General features: G+C 71.2%; 16 protein-coding genes. 13 read left to right on the forward strand and 3 right to left on the reverse strand.

Annotated features, from left to right (window positions below):
• Nucleotides 1-7 precede the first annotated feature (7 nt).
• Both D451_RS0100870 and D451_RS0100875 read left to right on the forward strand, forming a co-directional pair.
• Nucleotides 8-658 (forward strand): class I SAM-dependent methyltransferase, encoded by a 651-nt coding sequence (locus D451_RS0100870; RefSeq protein WP_014913249.1) that lies wholly within the window; start codon nt 8-10, stop codon nt 656-658.
• Nucleotides 659-950: 292 nt separating this feature from the next.
• Entirely contained in the window at nt 951-2,549 is a 1,599-nt protein-coding gene (locus D451_RS0100875) for an N-acyl-D-amino-acid deacylase family protein (protein WP_017533089.1), read from the forward strand.
• Between the two features lie 63 nt (nt 2,550-2,612).
• Here the strand turns inward: D451_RS0100875 and D451_RS0100880 are convergent, their stop codons facing one another.
• The gene (locus tag D451_RS0100880; RefSeq protein ID WP_014910161.1) at nt 2,613-2,924 is read right to left on the reverse strand and encodes a hypothetical protein; all 312 of its coding nucleotides are present in this window, start codon (nt 2,922-2,924) and stop codon (nt 2,613-2,615) included.
• Between the two features lie 227 nt (nt 2,925-3,151).
• Between D451_RS0100880 and D451_RS0100885 the strand changes: the two genes are divergently transcribed.
• Together D451_RS0100885 and D451_RS0100890 are read left to right on the forward strand one after the other, a co-directional pair.
• Nucleotides 3,152-3,463: a DUF6412 domain-containing protein gene (locus tag D451_RS0100885; protein WP_014912229.1), complete on the forward strand. Its 312-nt coding sequence runs from the start codon at nt 3,152-3,154 to the stop codon at nt 3,461-3,463.
• A 110-nt stretch (nt 3,464-3,573) separates the two neighbouring features.
• Complete coding sequence (locus tag D451_RS0100890) at nt 3,574-4,281, forward strand: YidC/Oxa1 family membrane protein insertase (protein WP_017533090.1); 708 nt, start codon at nt 3,574-3,576, stop codon at nt 4,279-4,281.
• On the opposite strand, the gene D451_RS0100895 is transcribed toward D451_RS0100890, so the two are convergent.
• Nucleotides 4,278-4,895, reverse strand: coding sequence for a superoxide dismutase family protein (locus D451_RS0100895; protein WP_014909592.1), 618 nt, complete (start codon nt 4,893-4,895; stop codon nt 4,278-4,280). The genes D451_RS0100890 and D451_RS0100895 overlap by 4 nt on opposite strands.
• A gap of 341 nt (nt 4,896-5,236) precedes the next feature.
• Between D451_RS0100895 and D451_RS0100900 the strand changes: the two genes are divergently transcribed.
• Nucleotides 5,237-5,869, forward strand: a complete 633-nt coding sequence (locus D451_RS0100900) for a YigZ family protein (RefSeq protein ID WP_014910709.1) — start codon at nt 5,237-5,239, stop codon at nt 5,867-5,869.
• 118 nt (nt 5,870-5,987) lie between these two features.
• A complete protein-coding gene (locus tag D451_RS28045) occupies nt 5,988-7,535 on the forward strand; it encodes an outer membrane protein assembly factor BamB family protein (protein ID WP_017533091.1) in 1,548 nt (515 codons plus the stop codon).
• A 43-nt stretch (nt 7,536-7,578) separates the two neighbouring features.
• On the opposite strand, the gene D451_RS0100910 is transcribed toward D451_RS28045, so the two are convergent.
• A complete protein-coding gene (locus D451_RS0100910; protein ID WP_020379926.1) occupies nt 7,579-9,054 on the reverse strand; it encodes a hypothetical protein in 1,476 nt (491 codons plus the stop codon).
• A 248-nt stretch (nt 9,055-9,302) separates the two neighbouring features.
• Between D451_RS0100910 and D451_RS0100915 the strand changes: the two genes are divergently transcribed.
• The 7 genes from D451_RS0100915 to D451_RS0100945 all read left to right on the forward strand — a co-directional run bounded on the left by D451_RS0100915 (nt 9,303) and on the right by D451_RS0100945 (nt 22,636).
• On the forward strand, nt 9,303-14,441 hold the full coding sequence (locus tag D451_RS0100915; protein WP_026124718.1) for a hypothetical protein: 5,139 nt from the start codon (nt 9,303-9,305) through the stop codon (nt 14,439-14,441).
• A 22-nt stretch (nt 14,442-14,463) separates the two neighbouring features.
• Nucleotides 14,464-14,799 carry a hypothetical protein gene (locus tag D451_RS0100920; RefSeq protein ID WP_014913516.1) on the forward strand — a complete coding sequence of 112 codons (336 nt, stop codon included), beginning with the start codon at nt 14,464-14,466 and terminating at the stop codon, nt 14,797-14,799.
• 27 nt (nt 14,800-14,826) lie between these two features.
• Nucleotides 14,827-15,474, forward strand: coding sequence for a hypothetical protein (locus D451_RS0100925; protein ID WP_017533092.1), 648 nt, complete (start codon nt 14,827-14,829; stop codon nt 15,472-15,474).
• 139 nt (nt 15,475-15,613) lie between these two features.
• Entirely contained in the window at nt 15,614-15,910 is a 297-nt protein-coding gene (locus tag D451_RS0100930) for a WXG100 family type VII secretion target (protein WP_014912563.1), read from the forward strand.
• Between the two features lie 127 nt (nt 15,911-16,037).
• Complete coding sequence (locus D451_RS0100935) at nt 16,038-20,438, forward strand: FtsK/SpoIIIE domain-containing protein (RefSeq protein ID WP_017533093.1); 4,401 nt, start codon at nt 16,038-16,040, stop codon at nt 20,436-20,438.
• A gap of 147 nt (nt 20,439-20,585) precedes the next feature.
• On the forward strand, nt 20,586-22,226 hold the full coding sequence (locus tag D451_RS0100940; RefSeq protein ID WP_026124719.1) for a serine/threonine-protein kinase: 1,641 nt from the start codon (nt 20,586-20,588) through the stop codon (nt 22,224-22,226).
• A gap of 11 nt (nt 22,227-22,237) precedes the next feature.
• The gene (locus D451_RS0100945; RefSeq protein ID WP_014909074.1) at nt 22,238-22,636 is read left to right on the forward strand and encodes a hypothetical protein; all 399 of its coding nucleotides are present in this window, start codon (nt 22,238-22,240) and stop codon (nt 22,634-22,636) included.
• Nucleotides 22,637-22,756: the final 120 nt, after the last annotated feature.

Raw genomic sequence — 22,756 nt, forward strand, 5'->3', positions numbered from 1 at the left:
TCGACGGATGACCGACGAGCACGAATTCGCGCAGGAGACCCTGGGCGCCGACTTCTGGAACGAGCGCTACCGCTCACAGGATCGGATCTGGAGCGGACGTCCCAACCGGCATCTGGTGGCCGAGGTGGAGGGGCTCGCCCCGGGGCGGGCCCTGGACGTGGGCAGTGGTGAGGGTGCCGACGCGCTGTGGTTGGCGGAACGCGGTTGGGAGGTGACCGCGATCGACATCTCCACGGTGGCCCTCGAACGCGCGGAGCTCCACGTGGCCGAGCGTTCCCCGGAGGCGGCCGAGCGGATCGTCTGGAAGCAGGCGGACGTCACCGAGTGGACGCCTCCTCGAGGCGCCTACGACCTGATCGGTGTGCATTTCATGCATCTGGCCCCTGAGCCCCGGAAGCGGTTGTTCTCCCTCCTGGCGGAGGCGGTCGCCCCGGGCGGGGAACTCTTGGTGGTCGCGCACCATCCGCGTGATCTGGAGACCGGTGTGCCCCGCCCGCCGAGGCCGGAGCTGTTCTACGAGGGGGACGCGGTCACCTCGGTGCTCCCCGCCGGAGAGTGGGAGGTCCTGGTCGACGAGGCGCGCGCCGGGAGTCAGACGCTGGACGACACGACCTACACCGTGCACGACCTGGTGGTCCGAGCGCGTCGTTCGGGGTAGCCGGGGGATGGGCGGCCGCCCCGGGGGAGCCGTCCGGGGCGGCCGCCGGTACGCGGCCCGTGGTCGCGGGGCGCGGCCGGGGTCCGGTCGCCCTCGACCACGAGGGATGCCCTGGTTCGAGCGTGGGAGGTTCCCGACCCCCGTCCGGGTGGGGACGATGAGGGAGAGACCTATCGACCCGCTTATTGGAAACAAAGTTATCGATTGATTTCCCCGAAGCGTATCCCGAGCCGCGCGACACCTCGGCGGCGGGGTCGCCACCGCGGGTGTCGGTGACCCGAACGGAGGAACAGTGCAGTCCGAGACCGTACTCACCGGGGGCCGGATCGTCGACGGCACGGGCGGTCCGTCCCGCCTCGCCGACCTCGTCCTGAGCGCAGGTCGTATCAGCCACGTCCTCCCCTCGGGGACCGCCCGAGGCAGGGGAGAGACCGTCGACGTGACCGGTCTGGTCGTCGCCCCGGGGTTCATCGACATGCACGCCCACTCCGACCTCGCCGTGCTCGCCGACCCCGCGCACGAGGCCAAGGTCCTCCAGGGGGTCACGCTGGAGGTGCTCGGTCAGGACGGGCTCGGCTACGCGCCCGTCACCGACGCCACCGTCGACCCGATCCGGGAACGGATCGCCGCCTGGAACGGCACCCCCGACCTCGATCACACCTGGCGGAGCGTCGGCGACTACCTGGACCGCGTCGATCGGGGGTCGCCCACCAACGTCGCCTACCTCGTCCCCCAGGGCAACGTGCGTATGGCGGTCGTGGGCGAGGAGGACCGACCCGCGACCGACGCCGAGATCGACCGGATGCGCGCGATGGTCGCCCAGGGGATGGCGGAGGGCGCGCACGGGATGTCCACCGGGCTGACCTACACGCCCGGCATGTACGCGAGCGACGACGAGATCGTCGCGCTCCTCGAACCGGTCCGGGCGGCCGGCGGTTACTACTGCCCCCATCACCGCAACTACGGGGCCGAGGTCGTCGAGGCCTACCGGGAATGTCTGGAGGTGGCCCGCAGGGCCCATGTGCCTCTGCACCTGGCCCACTGCCACGTCAACTTCCCCCGGAACCGGGGTCGGGCCTCGGAGGTCCTCGACGCCATCGACGAGGCCACCGTCCGCTACGGACTCGACGTCACCCTCGACACCTACCCCTACCGGGCCGCGGCCACCTACCTGGCCGCCCCGCTGCCCGGGTGGGCACAGGAGGGCGGCGCCCGGGCCACGCTGGACCGCCTGCGCGACCCCGTGACCCGTGACCGGATCCTGGAGGAGATCCAGGGGCGGGGCACCGACGGGAACCACGGTATGCCCATGGACTGGAGGACCCTCGTGGTCACGGGGGTCGCCGACCCGGAGCTCTCCTGGGCGGTCGGTCACTCCATCGCGGACCTGGCCGAACGGCGAGGAGAGGACCCGGGACGGCTCTACGTCGATCTGCTGGTCGCCGACGGGCTGCGCGGCGGCTGTCTGCTCCACATCGGCAACGAGGAGAACATCCGCACCATCATGCGGCACAGCGCGCACACCGCGGGCAGTGACGGCATCCTCGTCGGTGAGCGTCCCCACCCGAGAGGCTGGGGCACCTTCCCCCGCTACCTGGGGTACTACGTGCGCGAACTCGGTCTGCTCACCCTGGAGGAGTGCGTCCGGCACCTGACCTCCCGGCCCGCCCATCGACTGGGGGCGACCGACCGCGGGGTCGTCCAGCTCGGAGCCCACGCCGATCTCGTCGTCTTCGATCCGGAGACCATCGCGGACCGGGCCACCTACGAGGAACCCCGGCGACCTCCGGCGGGTATCGAGCACGTGATGATCGGCGGAGAGTTCACCGTCAGGGACGGGCGGCGTACCGACCGACTGCCCGGACGCTCCCTTCGCGGGGGTCGCCGCTGAGAGGCCCCTTCGACACCGAAGGGACCCCGGTCCGACCGAGGCCCCTCCGTGACGCGTGCGCGGTCAACCGATGACGATGGCCCCGGCCAGCACCGGGGTGCCGAAGCGGACGGCACCGTGCCCGGAGGCCAGCGTCCTGCTCCCCTGGCAGCTGGTACCGGCGAAGAGGGCGAATCGGGACTCCCCCTCGATCTCGACCACGCCGCCCTGCCCGGTCTCCAGCACTCGACAGCCGCCGTTATCGACCGTCTGTCGATGCCCGGACTCGAAGGTGATGTGCACCGGAGCGGTCTCCTCCTCCTCGCTGGACAGCCCCGAGATGGCGTCGGCGATGGTCGCGGACATGGTGGCGAGGTGCGCAGGGCGGATCGGCACGGGAATCCCCTCTTCGTCGGGCTCGAACCGGCCCGGAAGGACATGGCGGAGTGGGTTGCTCCGTGTCATTTAGCTACAGGATCACGTGAACGGTGCGGAACGTCGGCGGAGTGTCGGCGGATTTCTCCCCGTGACCGGGCTGAACAGGGCTTTTGTGAGCTTTATGGTGGACGGATAGGATCGATCCCCCCGGCCTGGAAAGGCCATCGACGAGGAGAGGAGGGGACATGGGCTTCCTGCTGTCCCTTCTGGAGTTCCTCGCGATGGGGATGCTCCCCGTCGAACTGACGGGCGCCGGCCAGGGCACGGGCGTGCTCCTCCTGGCCGTGGCGGTCGGCGCCGCTCTGACCTGGATGATCCTGCGGGGCACCGCCCCGTGGCCGGTCGGCGACAGCGCCACCGGTGACGCGCGCGCGATGCGCCGCCGCTCGGAACGGCTGCCGGTCCTGTCCCTGCGCGACCCCGACGCGGCGGGTCGACCACGTCCCCGAGCGCCCGGAGCGGCCCTTTCGGCCGCTCGCCCGTTCGCGCCCTCCTGACCTTCGAGAGGTCCCTTCCGCCTGTGTCCGCGGGGGACCCCTCTCCCTTCGCGCGATGACGCCGAGCGGCCCGACGTCCGTTCCCATCACCTGGACGAAGGGTCTTCTCCTTGTACACCTTCGGGCCGATCGCGGCCTTCATCGACGTGCTCAGCACGGTTCTCGCCGTCCTGACCGACCTGCTCACCCCGCTCGCCGGGACCCTCGCCGCCGGGGCGGCGGTGATAGCGCTCACCGTCATCGTGAGAACGCTGCTCCTGCCCCTGGGCGTGGCCCAGGTGCGGGCGGAGAAACAGCGCGCCCTCCTCGCCCCGAAACTGGCGAAGGTCATGGAGCGGCACAAGGGGAACCCGGAGCGGTTGCTCGCCGCGCAGCGCGAGGTCTACGCCGAGGCGGGCACCGGCCCGCTCGCCGGCTGCCTGCCCGGTTTGGCCCAGATCCCCATCGTCATCGCCCTGTACGGACTGTTCATCGGCGCGGTCCCGGGGACGGGAGAACTGCTCTCCCACACCTTCCTCGGGGTGGAACTCGGGGCGACCCTGGCCGGTGGGGCCTCGGGGAACATCGCGGTCTTCGTCGCGGTCCTGGCCGTGCTGGCCGTCGTGGCCTGGGCCAACCGTCGCTACGTGATGCTGCCGATGGCCGGGGAGACGCCCGGCGCCGCTCCTCCGATGTTCGGAGCCCTGTCCTACCTCCAGTTCACGACCGTGGTCGTGGCGGCCTTCGTTCCGCTGGCGGCGGGGCTGTACCTGTGCGCCTCCACCGCCTGGGCCCTGGGAGAGAAACTGGTCCTGCGCCGGGTCGTCCCCGCTCCCTAGAAGTCGACGGTCACGCAGGCGAGGCGGTCTCCCGCCGTGCCCGCGTGGCCCTCGTGGGTGGCGGTGTGCTCGTCGTGCAGTACCAGGGCCCGGGCCTCGCCCTCGCGGAACTCCCAGTCGACGGTGGCGGTGACGAACGCGTTGCCGCTGTCGTCGGTGGTCATGTCCAGCCAGACCTCGTTCTCGGGGTTGGCGTAGTCGGGGTCGGTGGAGGGCTCGCCCTCCTCGGCCGCGGGGTCGAGCTCGTTCTGGTAGTGCGGCCCGGAGTCGGCCGGGTCGTCGCCGCACGGCTGTGTGTGCACGTGGGCACCGAAGTCCCGGTTCGCCTCCAGGCCGGTTCCGGTGAACTGCACGTAGGTGGAGCCGTCCTGGACCCGGACCTGGACGTCGGAGGTGGCCCCTTCGGGCACGGCCGTCTCGTCGTAGGTGAGGGCCCCGGTGCTCTCACCCGGCGGGAGGAAGATCGATGCGGTCACGCTGGGCTCGGTGGTGGGCTGAGCCGTGGGCGCCTGGGACGCGGAGGATTCGTTGACGGGGGCGGACTCCTCCTGAGCGCATCCGGAGAGGAGGGCGATGGTCAGGGCCAGGCCGACGGCGGGCGGGGCGGTGCGCATGAGGACTCCCGATGTGAGCTCAGTGGTCGTCCGCAACGTTACCCAAGGTGTTCGAGGTATGACCATGGGTGCGGAACCTTGTTCGTCGGGGAGCGGTGGGCGACCTGGGGGCGCCGACCCGGGGGAGAGGGCGACGATCGTGCGACAGGTCGGGTCGCCGTCCGGCCCTCCCGACTGTGGGATGGTACCGGTCGGAACCACCGCGGTCACGGTCGGGCCGTCGGAGCCGTAGGGGATCCCGGAGGATCGTCATCCGACCGGAGCGCGAGGAGGCGCCCGTGGGGTCCCTCCTCCGAGCCGGCAGACTGGGGGCGACCCACGACCCCTGCCGAACAGGCGACATGCGAACGATCAGACGCGGCGGCGAACACGAGATCGAGATCAAGAAGTCCCGGTTCATCTGTGCCCTGGCACGGGTGGACGGGGAGGAGGCCGCGCGCGCGTTCATCGCCGAACGCCGCAAGGAGCACTGGAACGCCAACCACAACTGCACCGCCTACATTCTCGGTGACGATGGTGCGATCCAGCGTTCCAGCGACGACGGGGAGCCCGCCGGGACGGCCGGCGTCCCCATGCTGGAGGTGCTGAGGCACCGCCGGATCACCGACACCGTCGCCGTGGTGACCCGCTACTTCGGAGGTACCAAGCTCGGCGCGGGCGGACTCATCCGCGCGTACGGGAACTCGGTGTCCGCGGCGGTGGACGAGTTCGGCCTGCTGGAACGTCGACGACTCCTGGTCGTGGACGTCTACGCCGACTACGTTCTGGGCGGGCGCCTGGAGAGCGACCTGCGCGACTCCTCGCTCACCGTGCGCGAGGTCGCCTACGAGGACCGGATCCGGATCGAGGTGGCTCTCCCGGAGAGTGGATTGTCCGATTTCGAGGTCCGGCTGGCCGAGCTGACCGGGGGACGGGCCGAGTTCGAGGTACGGGGGACCACGACCGTCGAGGTGGAGCCCGAACAGGACTCCTGAGGGCCGTTCCCGCACCCGGTGCGGGGCGGGAGGAGTTTCGGACGCCATGTATCCACTTGACCTTCGGGCGGCTTAGGATTTGCCGTGAACGTCATCGTTTCGTGGGGAGAGACCGTCAATGCGCAGCTCACGCGTGCCCCAGGCCCTGACCTGTGGCCTCGTGGCGCTGCTGGTCGCGGCGTGCACCGGTGAACCGGAGCCGCCGGAGCCCTCCGGAGAGGCGAGCCCCTCCCCGCTGCCCACCGACTTCGAGGGCGACCCGCCTCCCGGTCTGGAGGGCGAGGTCCTGCGTCATCTGCACGGTGACGAGGCCGACGCGCACGACATCCTCGACGACCCTCTGGGTGTCCGGATCAGCCCGGTGGGCGGTGCCTTCCTGATCAGCTCCGGCGGCGAGGACCGGCACCTGCTGCACGACGCCGCCACCGGCGACACCCTGTGGGAGGGGGAGGCGCGCTTCCGCGGCTTCGACACCGACCTGGAGGGGGAGTCGGCCCTGTCCCTCGTCGACCCCGACGATCGTCCGTTCGTCCTGGACTCTCGCGGCCGGACCCTGTGGGAGCCGGCGGAGCCCGGCGACCTCTACCTGGACGGGGCCGCGGTGCGTCGTCCGGACGGGTGGACCGCCGAGGACCCCTACGGCGACTACACGGTGCTGGACACCGACGGCGAGGAGCTGTGGACCTACGCCTTCGAACCCGAGCCCGAACCCGGCGACGAGGAGACGGACGAGGCCGACTCCGATGACACGGACGTCGAATCCGGCACCGACGAGGACGAGGACGCGGAGGAAGAGGAGCAGATCGATCCGTTGGGCGTCCCGGTGACGGCCTGGGACGACACCGTCCTGCTCGACGACGGATCCTCCGCCCTGCACGCCTACTCGATCGACCCCGACGAGGCGGGCGAGGCCCTGTGGTCGGTGTCCTCCTCCGACGAGGATCTCGAACTGCCCGCCAGCGCCCCGGTGAACGTTCCCCAGGTCCTCGGGGTCTACGAGGTTCCGGACCCGGATGCCGAGCCCACCGACGCGCCGTCCGACGAGGACGAGGACGAGGACGCCGATGAGGGCGACGAGGGCGAAGAGGGCGAAGAGGAGGAGACGGAGCCCACCCGCGACGTCCTCCTGGTGCGCTGGGCCCAGCCCGAGGCGCCGTCCCTGCTGTCCGCGCACGACGCCGCCACCGGCGACACCCTGTGGACGCTGCGGGAACCGGGGGCGAACCCGGTCGCGGCCCCCTTCGAGGAGGCCCGGGTCCCGGTGGGTCTCTACGACACCGACACCGCCACCCTGCTGCTCCCTCAGGCCAGCGGCGGGGCCACCATGGTCGCCGTCGACCTGGTGACCGGTCGCACTCGATGGGGGCTGGAGGAGGAGGCCGGAGCGATCTCCCCGGCCTTCGCGCACGCCGGCCTCGTCTACGGCGACTCCCGTTCCCGAGAGGACGAGGATCGTCAGCTCGTCCTGGACGCCGAGACCATGGACGTGGTCTCCGACGACCTGTCCGCGTACGTGGAAGCGGTCACCGAGACCGGGCACGCCATCCTCGTGCAGGATCGGCAGCGCTTCGTCTACGGGCCGGGCCCGGGCGAGGACACCGACGACGCCGAGGGGGACGGGGAGCCCGAGGCCTCCGACGAGCCGTCGGAGGACGACGAGGGCTGACACCGATGGGGGCGGACCCGGTCGGCCCGCCCCGCCTCGTACGTCAGGACCGGTGTTCGGGAAGTCGCAGCACCACGCGGAGTCCCAGAGCCCCGGTGTCCACCGAACCGTCCTCGTCGGCCTTCCACTGCCAGCGGGCCACCTCGGCCTCGCCCATGGCCACGACGAGCGTGTTCGGCGGGATGTTGCCGATCACGTGCTCGTCGGCGGTGCCGAGCGGACGCGGAACGACCACCACCAGCGGACGCTCCCGGCTGTGCTCGATCCCTCCGATGGGGTCGGGGGCGGACAGGTCGGGCATCGTCTCGGGGATCAGGGAGTGCAGCGGTCGTCCGGAGGGCAGCACGCGCACGGTCAGCCCCTGGGAGTGGAGGGCGTCGGCGATCACGCGCACCGTGTCGGAGGCGACCCGCTGGTCACCGCCCACGGCCAGAAGCCCGCGCATCCGGGTGAGGTCGACGTGGACGAGCGTGCGCTCGTCCTCCAGGGTGCCGAGACAGGCCAGGACCCCGGCCGTCATCGGCCGCACGACGGTGTGCGTGGCGGTGGCGAAGTTGAACGGGCCGGGCGCCGTCGAACCTCGGGCGTAACGCCAGGTGGTGGTGTCGACGACCCGCCATGAGGAGGCGGGGGGAGTGGCACCGACCGGAACGATGGCGGTCGTCTCGTCCAAGGTGGTCAGGATCGCCACCGGGCGGGCCGGGATCTCGGCGGGGGCACTGAGCAGGTCGGTGTGGGCGCCGCCCGCCCGGTGCACGGCGTCGGGGTCGGAGATGACGCTCTCGGTCGCGGCCCGACGTCGCCGCATGGCCGCGGCGATCCGCGCCGATCTGGGCTTGCGCGGTTTGCGCCAGGGCAGGGCGGCGATCTTCTTGAACGGCCAGGCGATCGCCTTGAACACCGGCTGCCAGAACAGGGTGAGCAGAGTCAACAGGATGAGGACGACCGCGCCGACGATGAGGATGCGCGGGTCGATCTTGGGTCTGTCACCCGGGCCGGCCGAGGCGTCGGCCTCCTCGCTCGGTGAGGCGGAGGGCTCGTTCTCGGGGGGCGGGGTGTAGGCGGGCGGGGCCGGAGGAGGCGACGGAGGCGCGACGCCCTGGGCGTTGGCCTGGTCGATCGCGACGACGCACAGCGGGTCGCGGCCCTCGTACACGCCTTCTCCACCGGAGTCGAAGGGCACGACCAGTCGCCAACCGGGCTGGACCGCGCGGTCCTCGCCCAACGCCGTGCCGTCGCTCTGGGAACGGCCCTCGTTGTAGCCGTAGATCTCGTCGGCCCGTTCCGGGTCGTCGAGGATGAGGTCCGCGATCGCCTCCAGGCCGGGCGAGCCCTCGGGGACCACGTAGTAGTACACCGTCGGGCACATCTCGTAGCCGCCGGTCGTATCGGCCGCGGCGGGGGAACCGGCCACCGCCGTCAAGGCCGACGCCAGGGCGAGGCCGAGGGTGAGGGAGCCGGCGGTACGGGCCGTCGCCGACCGTGCTCCCAGGGGTCGTGCCGCCGATGTCAGGGTCACGCGCTCTCTCTCATGGGTGTCTTCACTGGTGGGTCGCCTGGGGGAGGATGCCGGAAAACTTCTTCCGGTTCAGGGGAACCGAGCATGCTTTCGATGCATCTGTTCACTCACGGGGTGGGAGTCTATGATGTCGGACTCGTACAGTGTTCGATGCCCCCACAGGACCTGAGTCCCCCACAGGTCCCGCCGTCGCGCCCCCGGCGCGCGACACGGCGCCGTATCGGGAGCGGAAGCGGGAAGGTCGAGACGTGACCAAGCAACCACGGGAGTATCTCCGGTGGGATCTTCTCGATCGATCCGAGGACCCCGTCCCCTGGGTCACGAGTGACGTCCGTTCGCTGAGCAGGTTCTACGAGAGGCTGTCGGACGCGGCCGAGCAGGCCGCCGCCGACATGCGTCGTCTGGAGAGCGATCGCCTGGGCGAGGGCGACACCGTCGACGCGCTCAAGGAACTCGTCAACGAGCTGCCCAAGTACCTGGACAAGGCGCAATCCGCCTACGAGTCGGGGTACCGGGCCCTCGACAAGTGGGAGACCTCGCTGGAGACGGCCCGCGCGGACAGCGCGACGATCGCGCGTGCGGCGGCCGAGGCCTATCTGGCTCTGGAGGACACCGACGCCTGGAAGAACAAGGTGGACGGGGACGATCCCGTCCGTCAGACGCACATCGCCAAGCTGGAGCGTGTCCTCAACGACATGCAGGGGAAGGCGGACGAGTGCGCCCGGGCCCTGGAAGAGGCCAAGCAGGGCAGCCCCCGCAAACTGTGGGGCTGGCTCGACAAGATCGTCACCTGGGTGGAGGATAACCCCCTCCTCTACGCGGTGGCGATGGTCGTCGCCGGTATCGCCGCCATCTTCATCCCCGGATTGGGGATCGCCCTGGCCCTCGTGGCCCTCTCGATCAGCGGGGCCGGCCTCTTCAAGGAGGGCAAGCTCGGCTTCAACAAGGAGACCCTGTTCACCCTCGGCATGGACGCCGTCTCGCTGATCCCCGGTGGAGCCCTCCTCCGCGGCGGCCGTGCGGTCGGCCGGGTCGCGGGCCGGGCGGCCACCCGGGTTCCGGGGCGGGCCGCCGGCGGTGTGCGCAGTGCGGCCACCGCGGTCCGCAACAGCAGGGGCGTCACCGCGGTGACCACCCGGGCCGGACAGGTCAGAAGGTTCCGATCGGACCACGTCACGGCGGACATCGGCTACAACATCGTCAAGGACTCCGCGACGAGCATGGGCGCCTCGATCACGGTGCAGATGGCCGGTGAAGGTGTGCCCTGGGAGGAGATCGATCTGGGGCACGAGGTCTTGACCGCTCTGGGGACCAGCGCCGCGGGCTCGACCGTGGGCGCCCTCAAGACCCACGACATGCTCCCGTCCTTCGGTGGTTTGGGCTCCGGGGGCGACGGAGGCACCGGCGTCGGCACCGGTGGCGGCGACCCGACACCGGACCCCGTCGGCTCCGGCGAGGCTCCGGAGCCGGCCACGGGAGGTGGGGAGGTCAGTGGTATCGGAGGCGACACGGAGACCGCTGGTTCCGGGACCCGTTCCGGCGACTCCTCGGACCCCTCGACCGTTCGGCCCTCCGACACCGGTGGCCAGGGGACGCCCGCGCAGGCCTCCTTCGACGCCCCGGACGGCGGGGGCGGTACGACGACCGAACCCGCGGCCGTTCCCTCGAACCCGGACGTCGAGACCTCCTCGGTCGGTACGGCCCCCGAGTCGACCGGCGGTCCCTCGGACATCGGCGGAAGCGTGCAGTCCGGCCCTACGAACCCCTCGACGTCCGAGAGCGGCCCGGCCGCGACCGGTTCTCCCGACGCCTCCACCGGAGCGCCGGCGGGAGGCGGTGTGTCCGAGAGCGGCCCGTCCACCTCGACGTCGACGGCCGCGAACACCTCGGACGGAGGCGTTCCGACCTCGACACCGAGCCCGGAACCCACCGGTGGACCGACAGCCGAACCGACGGTCGCCTCCTCCGCCGCGCCGACCACGACGGACTCCACCGGATCCCCCGAGAGCGGGGCCGCGGACACCTCCGTCGGCGGGGGCACCCCCCGGTCCCCGGAGGCCGCCGACGGCACCTCCGGTCAGGGCGACGCCGGCGGACCCCCGGCGGGGACCATCGGGGCCACGGGCGATTCCACGACCGGAGACGGTGCTCCCACCACGGGCTCCGAACCGAACGCCTCCGACCGTGGCGCCACCCCGGAGACCTCAGGCGATGGTGGCAGCACCGACCGTTCCTCCGACGGGGAGGACACGTCCGCACGGAGCGACGCGGGCGAGGGCCGGCGCTCCGGCGAGGAGCCTCGTGAGGACTTCGCCCCGGTGACCAGGTCCGGGGGCGGTACCCCCATGCCCCAGCCATCCGCCCGACCCCGGAGCACGATCGCGGACGTGGACGGGATGGACACCTCCTCGACGGGTCGCTCGACCACGGACGACCCGGAGACGGGCGGCGGCGACACGTCCGGTCCCCGGGCCGACGGTGACACCACCACGACGGGATCTTCCACGGGGTCCCGGACCGACGGGGACGACACCACCACCGGTGCCCCACCGCCCATCGACACGACCTCTGCCGTCCGACCGGACGAGACGGCCGCGGGGGACGGAGCACCTCGACGGGAGACGGTCGAAAGCCACGGGAACGGTTCCTACACGACCACACGCGACGCGAACGGGGAGCCCACGGTCTCCTACCGGCACCCGACGCCGGGGAACGAACCGGACTTCACCATGGACGTGACCCGGGACCGCGTCACGGTCGGAGACCGCACGGTGACCCGTTCCGAGAACGGCTTCGGCGTGACCACGCAGGACGGCTCCGGGGTCACCGTCTCCCGTGGAGAGAGGGGTGAATCGGGCACCGTCGAGGTGACCGGCCCGGAAGGGCGGCCCGGTGCCTCCTACCGCGATGGACGATTGACGGTCCCCACCGACCAGGGGGACGTCACGGTCTCCAGGGACGACCAGGGCGCCACGATCTCCACCTCCGACGGCCTGAGCGTCACTCGTCCCACGAACGGCGCCCCCACCAGGATCGTCCAGGAGGGCGGCCCCGTCGACCTGCGTTTCGGTGACGCCGGTCCTCAGGTGACCAGGCCCGCCGTCGATGGCGACGGAGCCGCGCCGATGACCAGGGTGACCGACCGGCTCGGTGGTCGTACCACCGAGATGGGCCCGGACGGCTACCGGGTGGTCACCGATGGCTCCACCCAGAGCTACGACCGGGGCACCGACACGGTCACCCTGGATTCGGGGAGCACACGCGCGACGGCTTCGCCGGGGGACGCGCGTGTGTCGGACGAGAGCCGGGGCGTCGACCTGTGGCGCTCGCGCGATGGGATCGGCACCGCGAGCGGAGCGGGCGCCACCGCACTCGGCCGAGGTGATGGAGGATTCGACATCACGGCCGGCGAGGCCTCGCCACAACGGGCGTCCCGGGACGCGGACGGCACCATCACCGTCGGGGACACCCGGATCACCTTCGACGAGCCCGGATCTCCGGACGGCGTGGTCCGGACCGGCTCCGGCAGCGAGGTCAGGGTGGTCGACGTCGACGGCAGGCCCGGCCTCCGGGTCACCGCGCCCGACGGGACGACGAGCGTCCATGGAGCGGACGGAGCGGGGCGGGCCCCCTCGATTCAGGTCGACGGTCACCGGATCGCCCTCGGCCCGAACAGCCCGGACGGCTCGGACGTCACCCTTCAGGTGGACACCCCGGGCGGTTGGCGGGTGGACGCGGACGGGGCCGACGCGGCCGGGGTCCGTACCCCACCGGACGCCGACGGGAACTCGTTGGAGATGGCCCGCCGGGCCGACGGCACGAACGAGATGGGCAGCGGCGACCTCAGCGTCGTCTCCACTCCCGCCGGCGACGGGAGCTCGGACGTTCCTTCGTGGGTGTCCGTCCACGGTCCTGACGGGGTCACGGCCGGAAGCTCTCGGGACGGGGCGTACGTCGGCGACGGGACGACCCGGACCGAGGTCGAGCCCGGAGACTCCCAGGGGAGGGGGGCCGCACGGACCCGCTCCGAGAGCGACGACCCCACGACCCACGTGTCGCACGAGGGAGACGAAGGCAGCGTGCGAAGCGGGGACGGGACCACCGTCCACGTCGAAGGCGACCGGGTCGTCGCCGACGTGCCGCGCGGAGGCGCGCCGGACGTGCACAGCGGAGACCGTGTCGTCGAGGTGCGTCCTTCCGGGGTCGGGATGCGCGGCTCCCGGCCGGAGGGAGACGGTTCGTCGTCCCCGGACTGGCGGGCCACCACGAACGGCGAGAGCATGAGCGGCCGGACGGATTCCCGGCACGAGATCACGACGCGCCCGCAGTCCGGTCCGGGCTCCCTGGCCCGCCCGTTCCACGACGGGGACCAGGTCTCCTTCCGCTCGGGGAACATCGAGGGGGACCAGACGCCCGCCGGACGGAGCTCGATGAGCGACGACGGGGGCAGGACCAGGATCTCGGACGGTCGTGGCGGTGTCCGGGTGGTCACCGAGGGAAGGGGCACACCCGACCTGCGGATCACCGAGGACCACGTGCGCGTCAGCGCGCCCGGCGGCGCCCAGCAGCGTGTGGACATTCCGCGCGCCGGCGGGGACGACGCACCGACGGCCCCGCGTCCGGACGGATCCGATGGCCCGACCCCGCGTCGGGACGAGGACGCCGACTCCCCGACGAGGGAGGGCGAGGGCGGGGTCCCCGAGGCCCACCGGGGCTCGGCGGACCGCGGTGAGACGGACGGTTCCGGCGACGGCGCACGCGGCTCCTCCGATTCCGGAGAGAGAACACCGGTCACCTCGGTCCGTTCGACGAGGATGGCCGCTCTGGAGGCGATCCCCCTGGAGCTCTTCAAGAACGCCCTCAACATCACCCTCGGGTTCGGGGTCGACATGCTCCGGTACCACCTCGACTGGTTCGCGGACAAGCTGGAGTTCGGCCCCGACGGTCTGCCCAACCCCAGGTACCTGGAGCAGTCGCTCATGCAGATGGGGACCGCGATCCCCAAGGCGGCGGCGGAGACCCGTTTCGGGGGCGGTTCCGGCGCGATCCTGGAGCTGAGCCACCAGGCCATGCGCAACCGGCTCAGGGACGGGATGTTGGAGGAGTTCCACGAGGACTTCCTGAACGAGGAGGAGCGGGCGGAAGAGGCGGAAAAGGTCGAAGCGAAGCTGGACCTCCTCGACAAACTGCTCTCCGACGAGGTCAAGGGCGACTATCTGGAGAGCCGTCAGGACCCGCGGGCCGGCCCCGCGGAGTTCAAGGAGGAGGCCCGGATGGACCAGGCCTTCGCCGAGGCGGAGCGGGAGCGGGAGCGTCTGGAAGAGGAGCTCGCCGAGTTGCGGGGCATCGACGTCGAGGAACTCAGGAAGCAACGGGACGACGGCTGACGTCGTGTGAGAGGAGGGCCCGATGGCCAAGATCGTCAAGATCGACATGGACGCGGTGATCGAGATGGAGACCTCGCTCGCGCGCATCGCGAACGCCTTCGCCGGCGAGGACGTCAAGAGTCCGGAGGACCGGGCCGAGGACATCGGCCCGGGGAACCTGGTGGACAAGGCCAAGGACTACGGCAAGGACTGCAAGAAGAACTACGAGCGGCAGGCCGAGGACCTGGGCAAGTTGCTGGAGGCGCTCGGCCCCGTCATCGAGACCTTCGAGGAGGCCGACGAGGAGCTGGGCAAGAGCCTGACGGACGACAAGAAGGGGTCCGGCGCCGGGGGCGGCCAGGGCCAGGCCTACGCGTAGACCGTCGAAACGAAGAGGACCATCGCCATGCCGTACCTGTTCGAGGAGGACGTCCCGAAGGCGGACGTCATGTTCGACATCGACATCCCGGAGCACTGGGCGCAGTACGACCTGTCCGGCGACTCGCTGGCCGAGATGCGTTCCCGGGCGCTGGAGAGGTACGGGAACCGGACCGAGGACGCGGACGCCCTCAACGACCTGTTCACCGACATCGCCCAGGTGACCGGTGACGCGACCGGCTCCGGGCTGGTCTCGGCGGCGGGGACCTTCGAGGAGTACGACGACGGCTTCTTCATGGCGAACGTCTGCGTGTTCGTCTTCCCGTCGGGTCGAGGCGAGAACGCCCTCGATCCCCTGAAGCTGGTCGAGCACGTCTACCCGGCCTCGGCCACCGCGCGCGAGGGCACGTGGCTGCGCAAGACCACCGTCGACCTGGCCGAATCCGGGCTCGGGCGCTGTGGCCGCATCTACGGCATCACCGACTACGACACCGACGAGGCGATCGTCCGCACGGTGGCCATGCACACCGCCTTCGAATACCCCGATCTGAACAAACGGATCATGGTCAGCTGCACCAGCCCCAACTCCCGGGAGGCGGAGGAGGTCCTGGACCTCTTCGACGCGATCACCGGTACGGCCCGCTTCTGGGAACGCGAAGTGAACCCGGGGCGGTAGCCGTGAAAACGGTGAAAGCGGGGGCGAACCTCCTGGTCGGTGCGGTTATCCACCACAATGGTCAGGTTCACGGAGCCCCGGCCTTCACCTCGACAACCCGGCCGGACGCGGCCACCGAGCAGAACACAAGGAGCCCCACATGCCCGCCTACAACGTCGACAGCGACAAGACCGAGGAGACCTCCGGCTCCCTCACCCAGGAGTTCAACGAGTTCACCGAGCGACTCCAGGGCATCAAGAACAAGGTCGACGGCCTGATCTCGGACGGCTACAGCACGCCCGCCGCCGAGAAGCACTTCCGCCCCTTCTTCGAGGACTTCAACAGCGGCTTCGAGGACGTCAACAAGGGTCTGGAGGGCATCGCCAAGTACATCAAGCAGGTCGGCACCACCTTCAGCGAGACCGACGAGAAGCTCGGCGAGGGCCTCAAGGGCTAGCCGGCACCGCACATCCCCCTGCCCGATCCCCCGGTCGGGTGTGGGGGCGGTTCGGAGCGCTCCGAACCGCCCCGACCGTTTTCACCGCACCCTTCCCCGCCCGTAGATCGATCGGAAACAGTCCACCGTGCGCCTCCTCTTCACCGCGACCCCGGCCACCGGTCCGTCAGTGGACGGTCCGGACGGCTCCGGCCCCGTCGCCTCATCGCCTCTGCGACTGGACATGCTCGTCGACGCCGACCCCGGCGCGACGGTGCGTCAGCTCATCGAGGTCGTGGACCCCATGGTCCGTACCCTGCCGAGGACGGGCCGCGAGGTCCCGCTCTACGTCGGTGAGCGCAAGGTCGATCCGGCCGTCTCCCTGTCCGAGGCCGGCATCCTCGACGGCGCCGTCATCGGTGTGGGCGGGCCGGCGGAGGTCAAGGCGGAGCCGCCGGGCGTCGTCGAGATCAGGGTGGTCTCGGGGTTCGACGCCGGACGCGTGGTCCGACTCGACCCGGGCGACTACGTGATCGGCGACCACGAGAGCGCGGTGCTGGTCGTCGACGCCGACGGCCACTGGGCGCGGATCCGGGTGGCCCCCGACGGGACCGTCACCATCCTGCGCACGAGCGACGGCTCCGGGGTCCGGCTGGAGAGGGAGAACGTCGCGGCGGACACGGCCTGGCCGCAGGGCGAACAGCTGACCCTGGGCGGCACCCTCTTCGAGGTCTGGCCCAACCACCGCCCCGATGCCGCGATCGTGCCCTCCGAGGACGGCACCGGTCTGGACTACAACCGGCCTCCCCGCCTGCACCCGGCGCCCAGCAAGACCAAGTTCAAACTGCCCAGCCCGCCCGAACCGCCGGACCGGCCGATCGCCCAGTTGATCATGATGATCCTGATGCCGATCACGATGGCGGTCGGCGGCGCGCTCATCATGAACCGGCCGCAGATGCTGCTCATCGGGCTGCTCGCGCCGGTCTCGGTGCTGTTCATGCAGCTCATGCAGCGCAAGACCAGCAAGGCCCGCTACGACCGGCAGATGCGCGAGTTCGAGGAGAAGACGGAGCGGGTCACCAAGGACGCCCGCGACGCCCTCGTCTCCGAGCAGCGTCGGCTGCGAGACACCTGCCCCGACCCCGCCGCCGTGCTCCTGCTGGCGACCGGGCCCCGCTCCCGACTGTGGGAACGCCGCCAGATCGACGAGGACTTCACCCTGCTGAGGATGGGCACCGGCAGCATCCCCTCCCAGGTGGTCCTCATGGACCCCACCAAGGACGACCACCGCAAGGAGGTCACCTGGGACATGAAGGACGTGCCGGTCAGCGTCTCGGTCAAGGACAACGGCGTCGTGGGCGTGGCCGGGAGCGGCGAGGGGGCCCAGGCCCTGGAACGGTGGCTGGTCGCCCAGCTCGTCACCCTGCACAGCCCGGCCGAGCTCCAGCTCTACCTGCTGTCGATGGAGGGCGACCACAACCGGTGGCGCTGGACCCGCTACGTCCCGCACCTGCGCGGCGAACACCCCCGACTCTCGCTGGGCAGGATCGGTATCGACGCCACCACCTGCGCCCGGCGGATCTCCGAACTCCAGATGATCATGGAGGCCCGGGCCCAGGCGCCGCGCGGAGCGGCCGACGAGGAACCGGCGATCGTGGTCGTGCTCGACGGCGCCCGCCGGATCCGCTCCCTTCCCGGCGTGGTGCAGTTGCTGCGAGAGGGCCCCGAGGTGGGCATCTACGTTCTGTGCCTGGACGCGGAGGAGCGACTGCTCCCCGAGGAATGCCGCGCCGTCGTCGGGATCACCCCGCACGGGATGCGCCTGCGCCGTACCTCCTTCGACAACGTCGAGGACGTGCGCGCCGACGTCCCCTCCGCCGCCTGGGCGGAACGGCTGGGCCGGGCGCTGGCGCCCCTGCGCGACAGCAGCGTGGGCGAGGCCGGGGGAGCGCTGCCGCGCAGCGCCCGCCTGCTCGACGTGATCGGACTGGAGCCCCCGAACGGCGAGGCCATCGCCGCCCACTGGGTGAGCGGTGGTCGCAGCACGGTCGCCACGCTCGGTGTGGGGCTGGACGGCGCCTTCGCGGTCGACATCCGCCGTGACGGCCCCCACGCGCTCATCGCGGGCACCACCGGTTCCGGTAAGTCCGAGCTGCTCCAGACCCTGGTGGCCTCTCTCGCCGCGGTCAACCGGCCCGAGTCGATGTCGTTCGTCCTGGTCGACTACAAGGGCGGCAGCGCCTTCAAGGACTGTGTCGACCTGCCGCACACCGTCGGCATGGTCACCGACCTCGACACCCACCTGGTGGGGCGCGCGCTGGTCTCGCTCGGCGCCGAACTCCACCGCCGCGAGCACATCCTGGCCAAGGCCGGGGCCAAGGACATCGAGGACTATCTCGAACTCCTGGACCGAGACCCGAGCATGCCGCAGATGCCGCGTCTGATGCTGGTCATCGATGAGTTCGCGTCCATGGCGCGCGAACTGCCGGACTTCGTCAAGGGCCTGGTCAACATCGCCCAGCGGGGCCGGTCGCTCGGCATCCACCTGGTGCTGGCCACCCAACGCCCCGGCGGTGTGGTCACCAACGACATCCGTGCCAACACCAACCTGCGGATCGCCCTGCGGATGACCGACGAGACCGAGAGCCGTGACGTCATCGACGCCCCGGAGTCGGCCCACATCGGGATCGACACACCCGGTCGCGCCTACGCCAGGCTCGGACACGCCTCCCTCCTGCCGTTCCAGTCCGGACGGGTCGGCGGTCGCCGGGTCGTCGCGGTCGAGAACGCCTCCGACCCGATCGCCCACGCGGTGAAGTGGTCCGACCTGGCCCTTCCGGCACCGGTCGCCGTACGCGAGGGCCAGGAGAGCGGCGACGTGGAGTCCACCGACCTCACCGCCCTGGTGGCGGCCGTGAAGGAGGCGGCCGAACAGGTCGGCGCCCGACGTCAGCCGAGCCCCTGGTTGGAGGCGCTGCCCACCACGCTCACCCTGTCCGCGCTGCTGGGGGGACGTCCGCCCACGCCCGAGCCCGGAACGGTCCGACCGGTCCCGGTCGGTCTCGTGGACATCCCCGCGCAGCAGCGGCAGACGCCCTACACGTTCGACCTGTCCCGGACCGGACACCTGCACGTCATGGGGTCGGGCCGGACCGGCCGCTCCCAGACCCTGCGCACCCTCGCGGCCTCCCTGGCGCTGGGACACCATCCCGACGACGTCCACATGTACGGCCTGGACTGCGGCAACGGCGCGCTCCTGCCGCTGGAGCGGCTGCCCCACTGCGGCGCGGTCGCCCAGCGGACCCAGGGCGACCGGGTGGTGCGTCTGCTGGGGCTGCTCGGCGAAGAGCTGGACCGACGTCAGAAGCTCCTCGCGGCGCACGGATGCGCCGACCTGGAGGAGCTGCGGGCCAAGGTGCCCGCGACGGAGCGTCCCGCTCACATCGTGCTGTTCATCGACCGGCTGGACGCCTTCGAGCAGGCCTTCGGCGAGTACAACTACGGCGCCCTCGTCGAGGACGTCACCACCCTGATGCGGGACGGCGCCGGCGTGGGCGTGCACGTGGTCGCCACCGGAGACCGCCTCCTGACCCGCACCAAGTACTCCTCCACCACCGAGGACCTGCTGGTCCTGCGCTGCAACGACGCCGGCGACTACAGCTCGGCCGGGCTCCAGGCCCGCTCCCTGCCGGAGGAGGTCCCGGACGGCCGCGCCTTCCGCGCCTCCGACGCCCTGGAGGTGCAGATCGCCCTGCTGACCCGGAACCCGCAGGGCGCCGCGCAGGGCGCCGAACTGGGGCGGATCGCCGACTTCGTGTCCAGGCGCCCCCGGCCCGAGGGCGGGCCGCGCCCCTTCCGGGTCGACGTCCTTCCCGACCGACTCACCATGGCGGACATGTCCCGCTTTCGTTCCGCCCCGCCCCGTCCGCTGCACGCTCTGATCGGTGTCGGTGGCAACGAGCTCGGAGCGGTCACCGCGGACCTGTCGCGCATCCCCACCTTCCTGGTGAGCGGTCCGCCCCAGTCCGGGCGGTCCAGCATGCTCACCGTGATGGCCGAGTCCCTGCTGGAGGGCGGCACGGAACTGTTGCTGGTCACCCCGCGCGGTTCGCGACTGGGGGACCTGAGGACCCGACGCGGTGTCCGGGCGGTCATCGACGCCGCCGAACCCCGACTTTCCCAGCTCCACGAGGCGCTCGGAAGTTTCGAGGGCGAGACGGCGGTCGTGATGATCGACGACGCCGAACTCCTGCTCCAGAGCGATCTGGGCAAGGAGTTCACCCGGATCGCGCGGGGCATGGTGGGCGCCGGGTGGGGCATCGTCGCCGCCGGCACCAACGAGGCGCTCCAGGGCGGTTTCAACGGCTGGCACGTGCACCTCAAGCGCAACCGGGTCGGCGCCCTGCTGTCCCCGCAGAGCCAGGCCGACGGCGAGGTCCTGGGGCTGCGTCTGCCCAAGGGGGTGTCCAGCCCCCGCCTCACGCCCGGAACCGCCTACCTGCACCTGGGCGACGGGCGCATTCAGCAGGTGAGGGTACCGATGCCCTGACCGCCACGACCCTTCGACGGAGAGGGGGAGGAGTAGTATCCACTTACTCCCCCTTTCCCCCTCTTCCTCCCCCTGTACTCGGCGGGCGCCTGAGCATGCCGCCTGTCTCGCCCTTCCCACCTATACGCCGACCAGGACCATTTCCCAGTGAATCCGACCCCCTCAGCCATCACGCTTCCGGTCACCGCGACCGACCTCACCTCCACCGATCCGGCCAGGATCGGGCCCTACCGGACGCTCAAGCGTCTGGGCTCCGGCGGCATGGGCGTCGTCTACGCCGCGCGGAAGGACGGGGGAGAGCTGGTCGCGGTCAAGCTCATCCATCCCGAGTACGCCTCCGACCCCGAGTTCCGAGCGCGTTTCGCCCGTGAGGTCGAACTGCTCGGCAAGGTGGGCGGCGCCTGCGCCGTGCCCCTGCTGGACGCCGACCCCGAGGCCGAACGGCCCTGGCTGGTCACCCCGCTGGTACGGGGGATGACCCTCAGCGCCTACATGCGCAAGCACGGCGCCCTCGACGAACGTCTGCTGATCGGTCTGGCCGCCGGTGTGGCCGAGGCCCTCTCCCAGATCCACGAGGTGGGCATCGCGCACCGCGACCTCAAGCCCGCCAACATCGTCCTGTCGCCCGAGGGGCCCCGTGTCCTCGACTTCGGTGTGGCCCGCGCGGTCGACCAGACCGCGCTCACACGCACCGGTTCGATCATGGGCTCTCCCGGCTGGATCAGCCCCGACCACTACCAGGGCGCCCCGGTCAGCACGGCCGACGACATCTTCGCCTGGGGAGCCCTGGTCTCGTACGCGGCGACCGGACGTCCCCCCTTCGGCAGCGGCGACCCGGCCGCCATCGCCCATCGGGTCATCAGCGGCGCGCCCGACATGGAGGGCTTCACCGGTCCGCTCGCCGACCTCGCCTCACGGGCCATGGTCAAGGAGGGGGCCCAACGGCCCACCGCCCTCGAACTGGTCACCGCGATGGTGGAGGTGAGCGCCCCGGGCCGTTCCTACGCCCCGGTGGCCTCGGCCGCCGCCGCGGGCAACGCCATGGGCGCTCTGGTCGACGACAACTGGCACGGCGTCCAGACCGCGCCCGAACGCGAGTTCGCCGTGGCACGAGGCGGAGGGAACACCGGCAGGGTCCTGGCCTTCGTCGGTGCGGGTGTGGGCGCCCTGGCCCTCATCGCCGGACTCGGCTTCGGCGGCGTGGCCCTGGCCTCCAACTGGGGCTCCCTCCCCATGGCCTCCTGGTTCTCCGGTGGGGACGAGCCCGGGGAGGACGAGGGGACCGAGGAGGCCTCCGGCGAGGAGATCCGGCGCCCCGGGCCGGTCGGCACGGAACCCTCGGAGGATGCCTCACCCTCGGACGAGCCCTCGGACGACGCCTCCGACGAGGACGACGAGAAGGACGACGAGAACGACGAGGAAGAGGCCGGAGAACCGGTCACCACCATGGCCACCGTCGGATCCGGGGTCTCCGCCTCCGGTGAACGCCCCTCGGGCGGCGAGGTGGTCGCCTTCCAGCCCTCGGGCGGTTCCGGGCACTACGGCTCGCTCGACGGCGCGACGGTGGTCTGCGCGTGGAGCTTCTGTCAGGGGCAGGCCGGATCCATCGGGGACGGGGAGGCCGGTTCGGTCTCCTCCAGCCCGTCCGCGTTGACCTCCTACGTCAACTCCGGCGGCCGCACCATCTCCGCCGAGGTCACCTATACCGAGAACGCCGACGGCACCATCACGATCACCCGGCTCGTGGAACATCACAAGACCAGCGGCACGGGCACCCCGCCCTGGTAGGAGGAGAAGTGTTGAAGTCTTTTGTCCGCCGGGCCTCCGGCGGGATCGCCATCGCCCTGGTCGCCGTCCTCGCCCAGGCCGTCCCGGCCGCCGCGGCCTCCTACGGGGGAGAGTGCGGCAGCGGCTACGGCGTGGTCAACCAGGCCGACATCAGCGGTGGAACGGTCTACCTCGCCTACAACAACTCCAGCGGGAAGAACTGCGTCGTCGTGGTGCGCTCCTCCTCCGGAGCCGCGATGAACATGGACGCGGTGCTCAAGACCAGTGACAGCACCTCCTGGGAGAGCGACCCGGGGAACTGGACCGCCTACGCGGGTCCGGTCTACCTGAGCGCCGCCGGCCGGTGCGTGGACTGGGGCGGCGTGGTCGGTGACGCGTGGGTCGTGCGCACCGGCACCAACTGCGGCTGAACCGACCCCCGAACCGATGGACGGCCCCGCCCGAGAGCGGGGCCGTTCGCGTACGGGGAGGGACGAGGCCGCCCGCGACGAGGCGCGTTTCTCCCACCCGTGTGTCGTACGCCGCACCCC

It is taken from the genome of Nocardiopsis alba DSM 43377, assembly GCF_000341225.1.
Taxonomy (GTDB): domain Bacteria; phylum Actinomycetota; class Actinomycetes; order Streptosporangiales; family Streptosporangiaceae; genus Nocardiopsis; species Nocardiopsis alba.

Coding starts and splice junctions, on each gene's coding strand:
- D451_RS0100870 (WP_014913249.1), top strand. CDS start 8: ATGACCGACGAGCACGAATTCGCGCAGGAGACCCTGGGCGCCGACTTC.
- D451_RS0100900 (WP_014910709.1), top strand. CDS start 5,237: ATGCGAACGATCAGACGCGGCGGCGAACACGAGATCGAGATCAAGAAG.
- D451_RS0100895 (WP_014909592.1), bottom strand. CDS start 4,895: ATGCGCACCGCCCCGCCCGCCGTCGGCCTGGCCCTGACCATCGCCCTC.
- D451_RS28045 (WP_017533091.1), top strand. CDS start 5,988: ATGCGCAGCTCACGCGTGCCCCAGGCCCTGACCTGTGGCCTCGTGGCG.
- D451_RS0100885 (WP_014912229.1), top strand. CDS start 3,152: ATGGGCTTCCTGCTGTCCCTTCTGGAGTTCCTCGCGATGGGGATGCTC.
- D451_RS0100920 (WP_014913516.1), top strand. CDS start 14,464: ATGGCCAAGATCGTCAAGATCGACATGGACGCGGTGATCGAGATGGAG.
- D451_RS0100925 (WP_017533092.1), top strand. CDS start 14,827: ATGCCGTACCTGTTCGAGGAGGACGTCCCGAAGGCGGACGTCATGTTC.
- D451_RS0100930 (WP_014912563.1), top strand. CDS start 15,614: ATGCCCGCCTACAACGTCGACAGCGACAAGACCGAGGAGACCTCCGGC.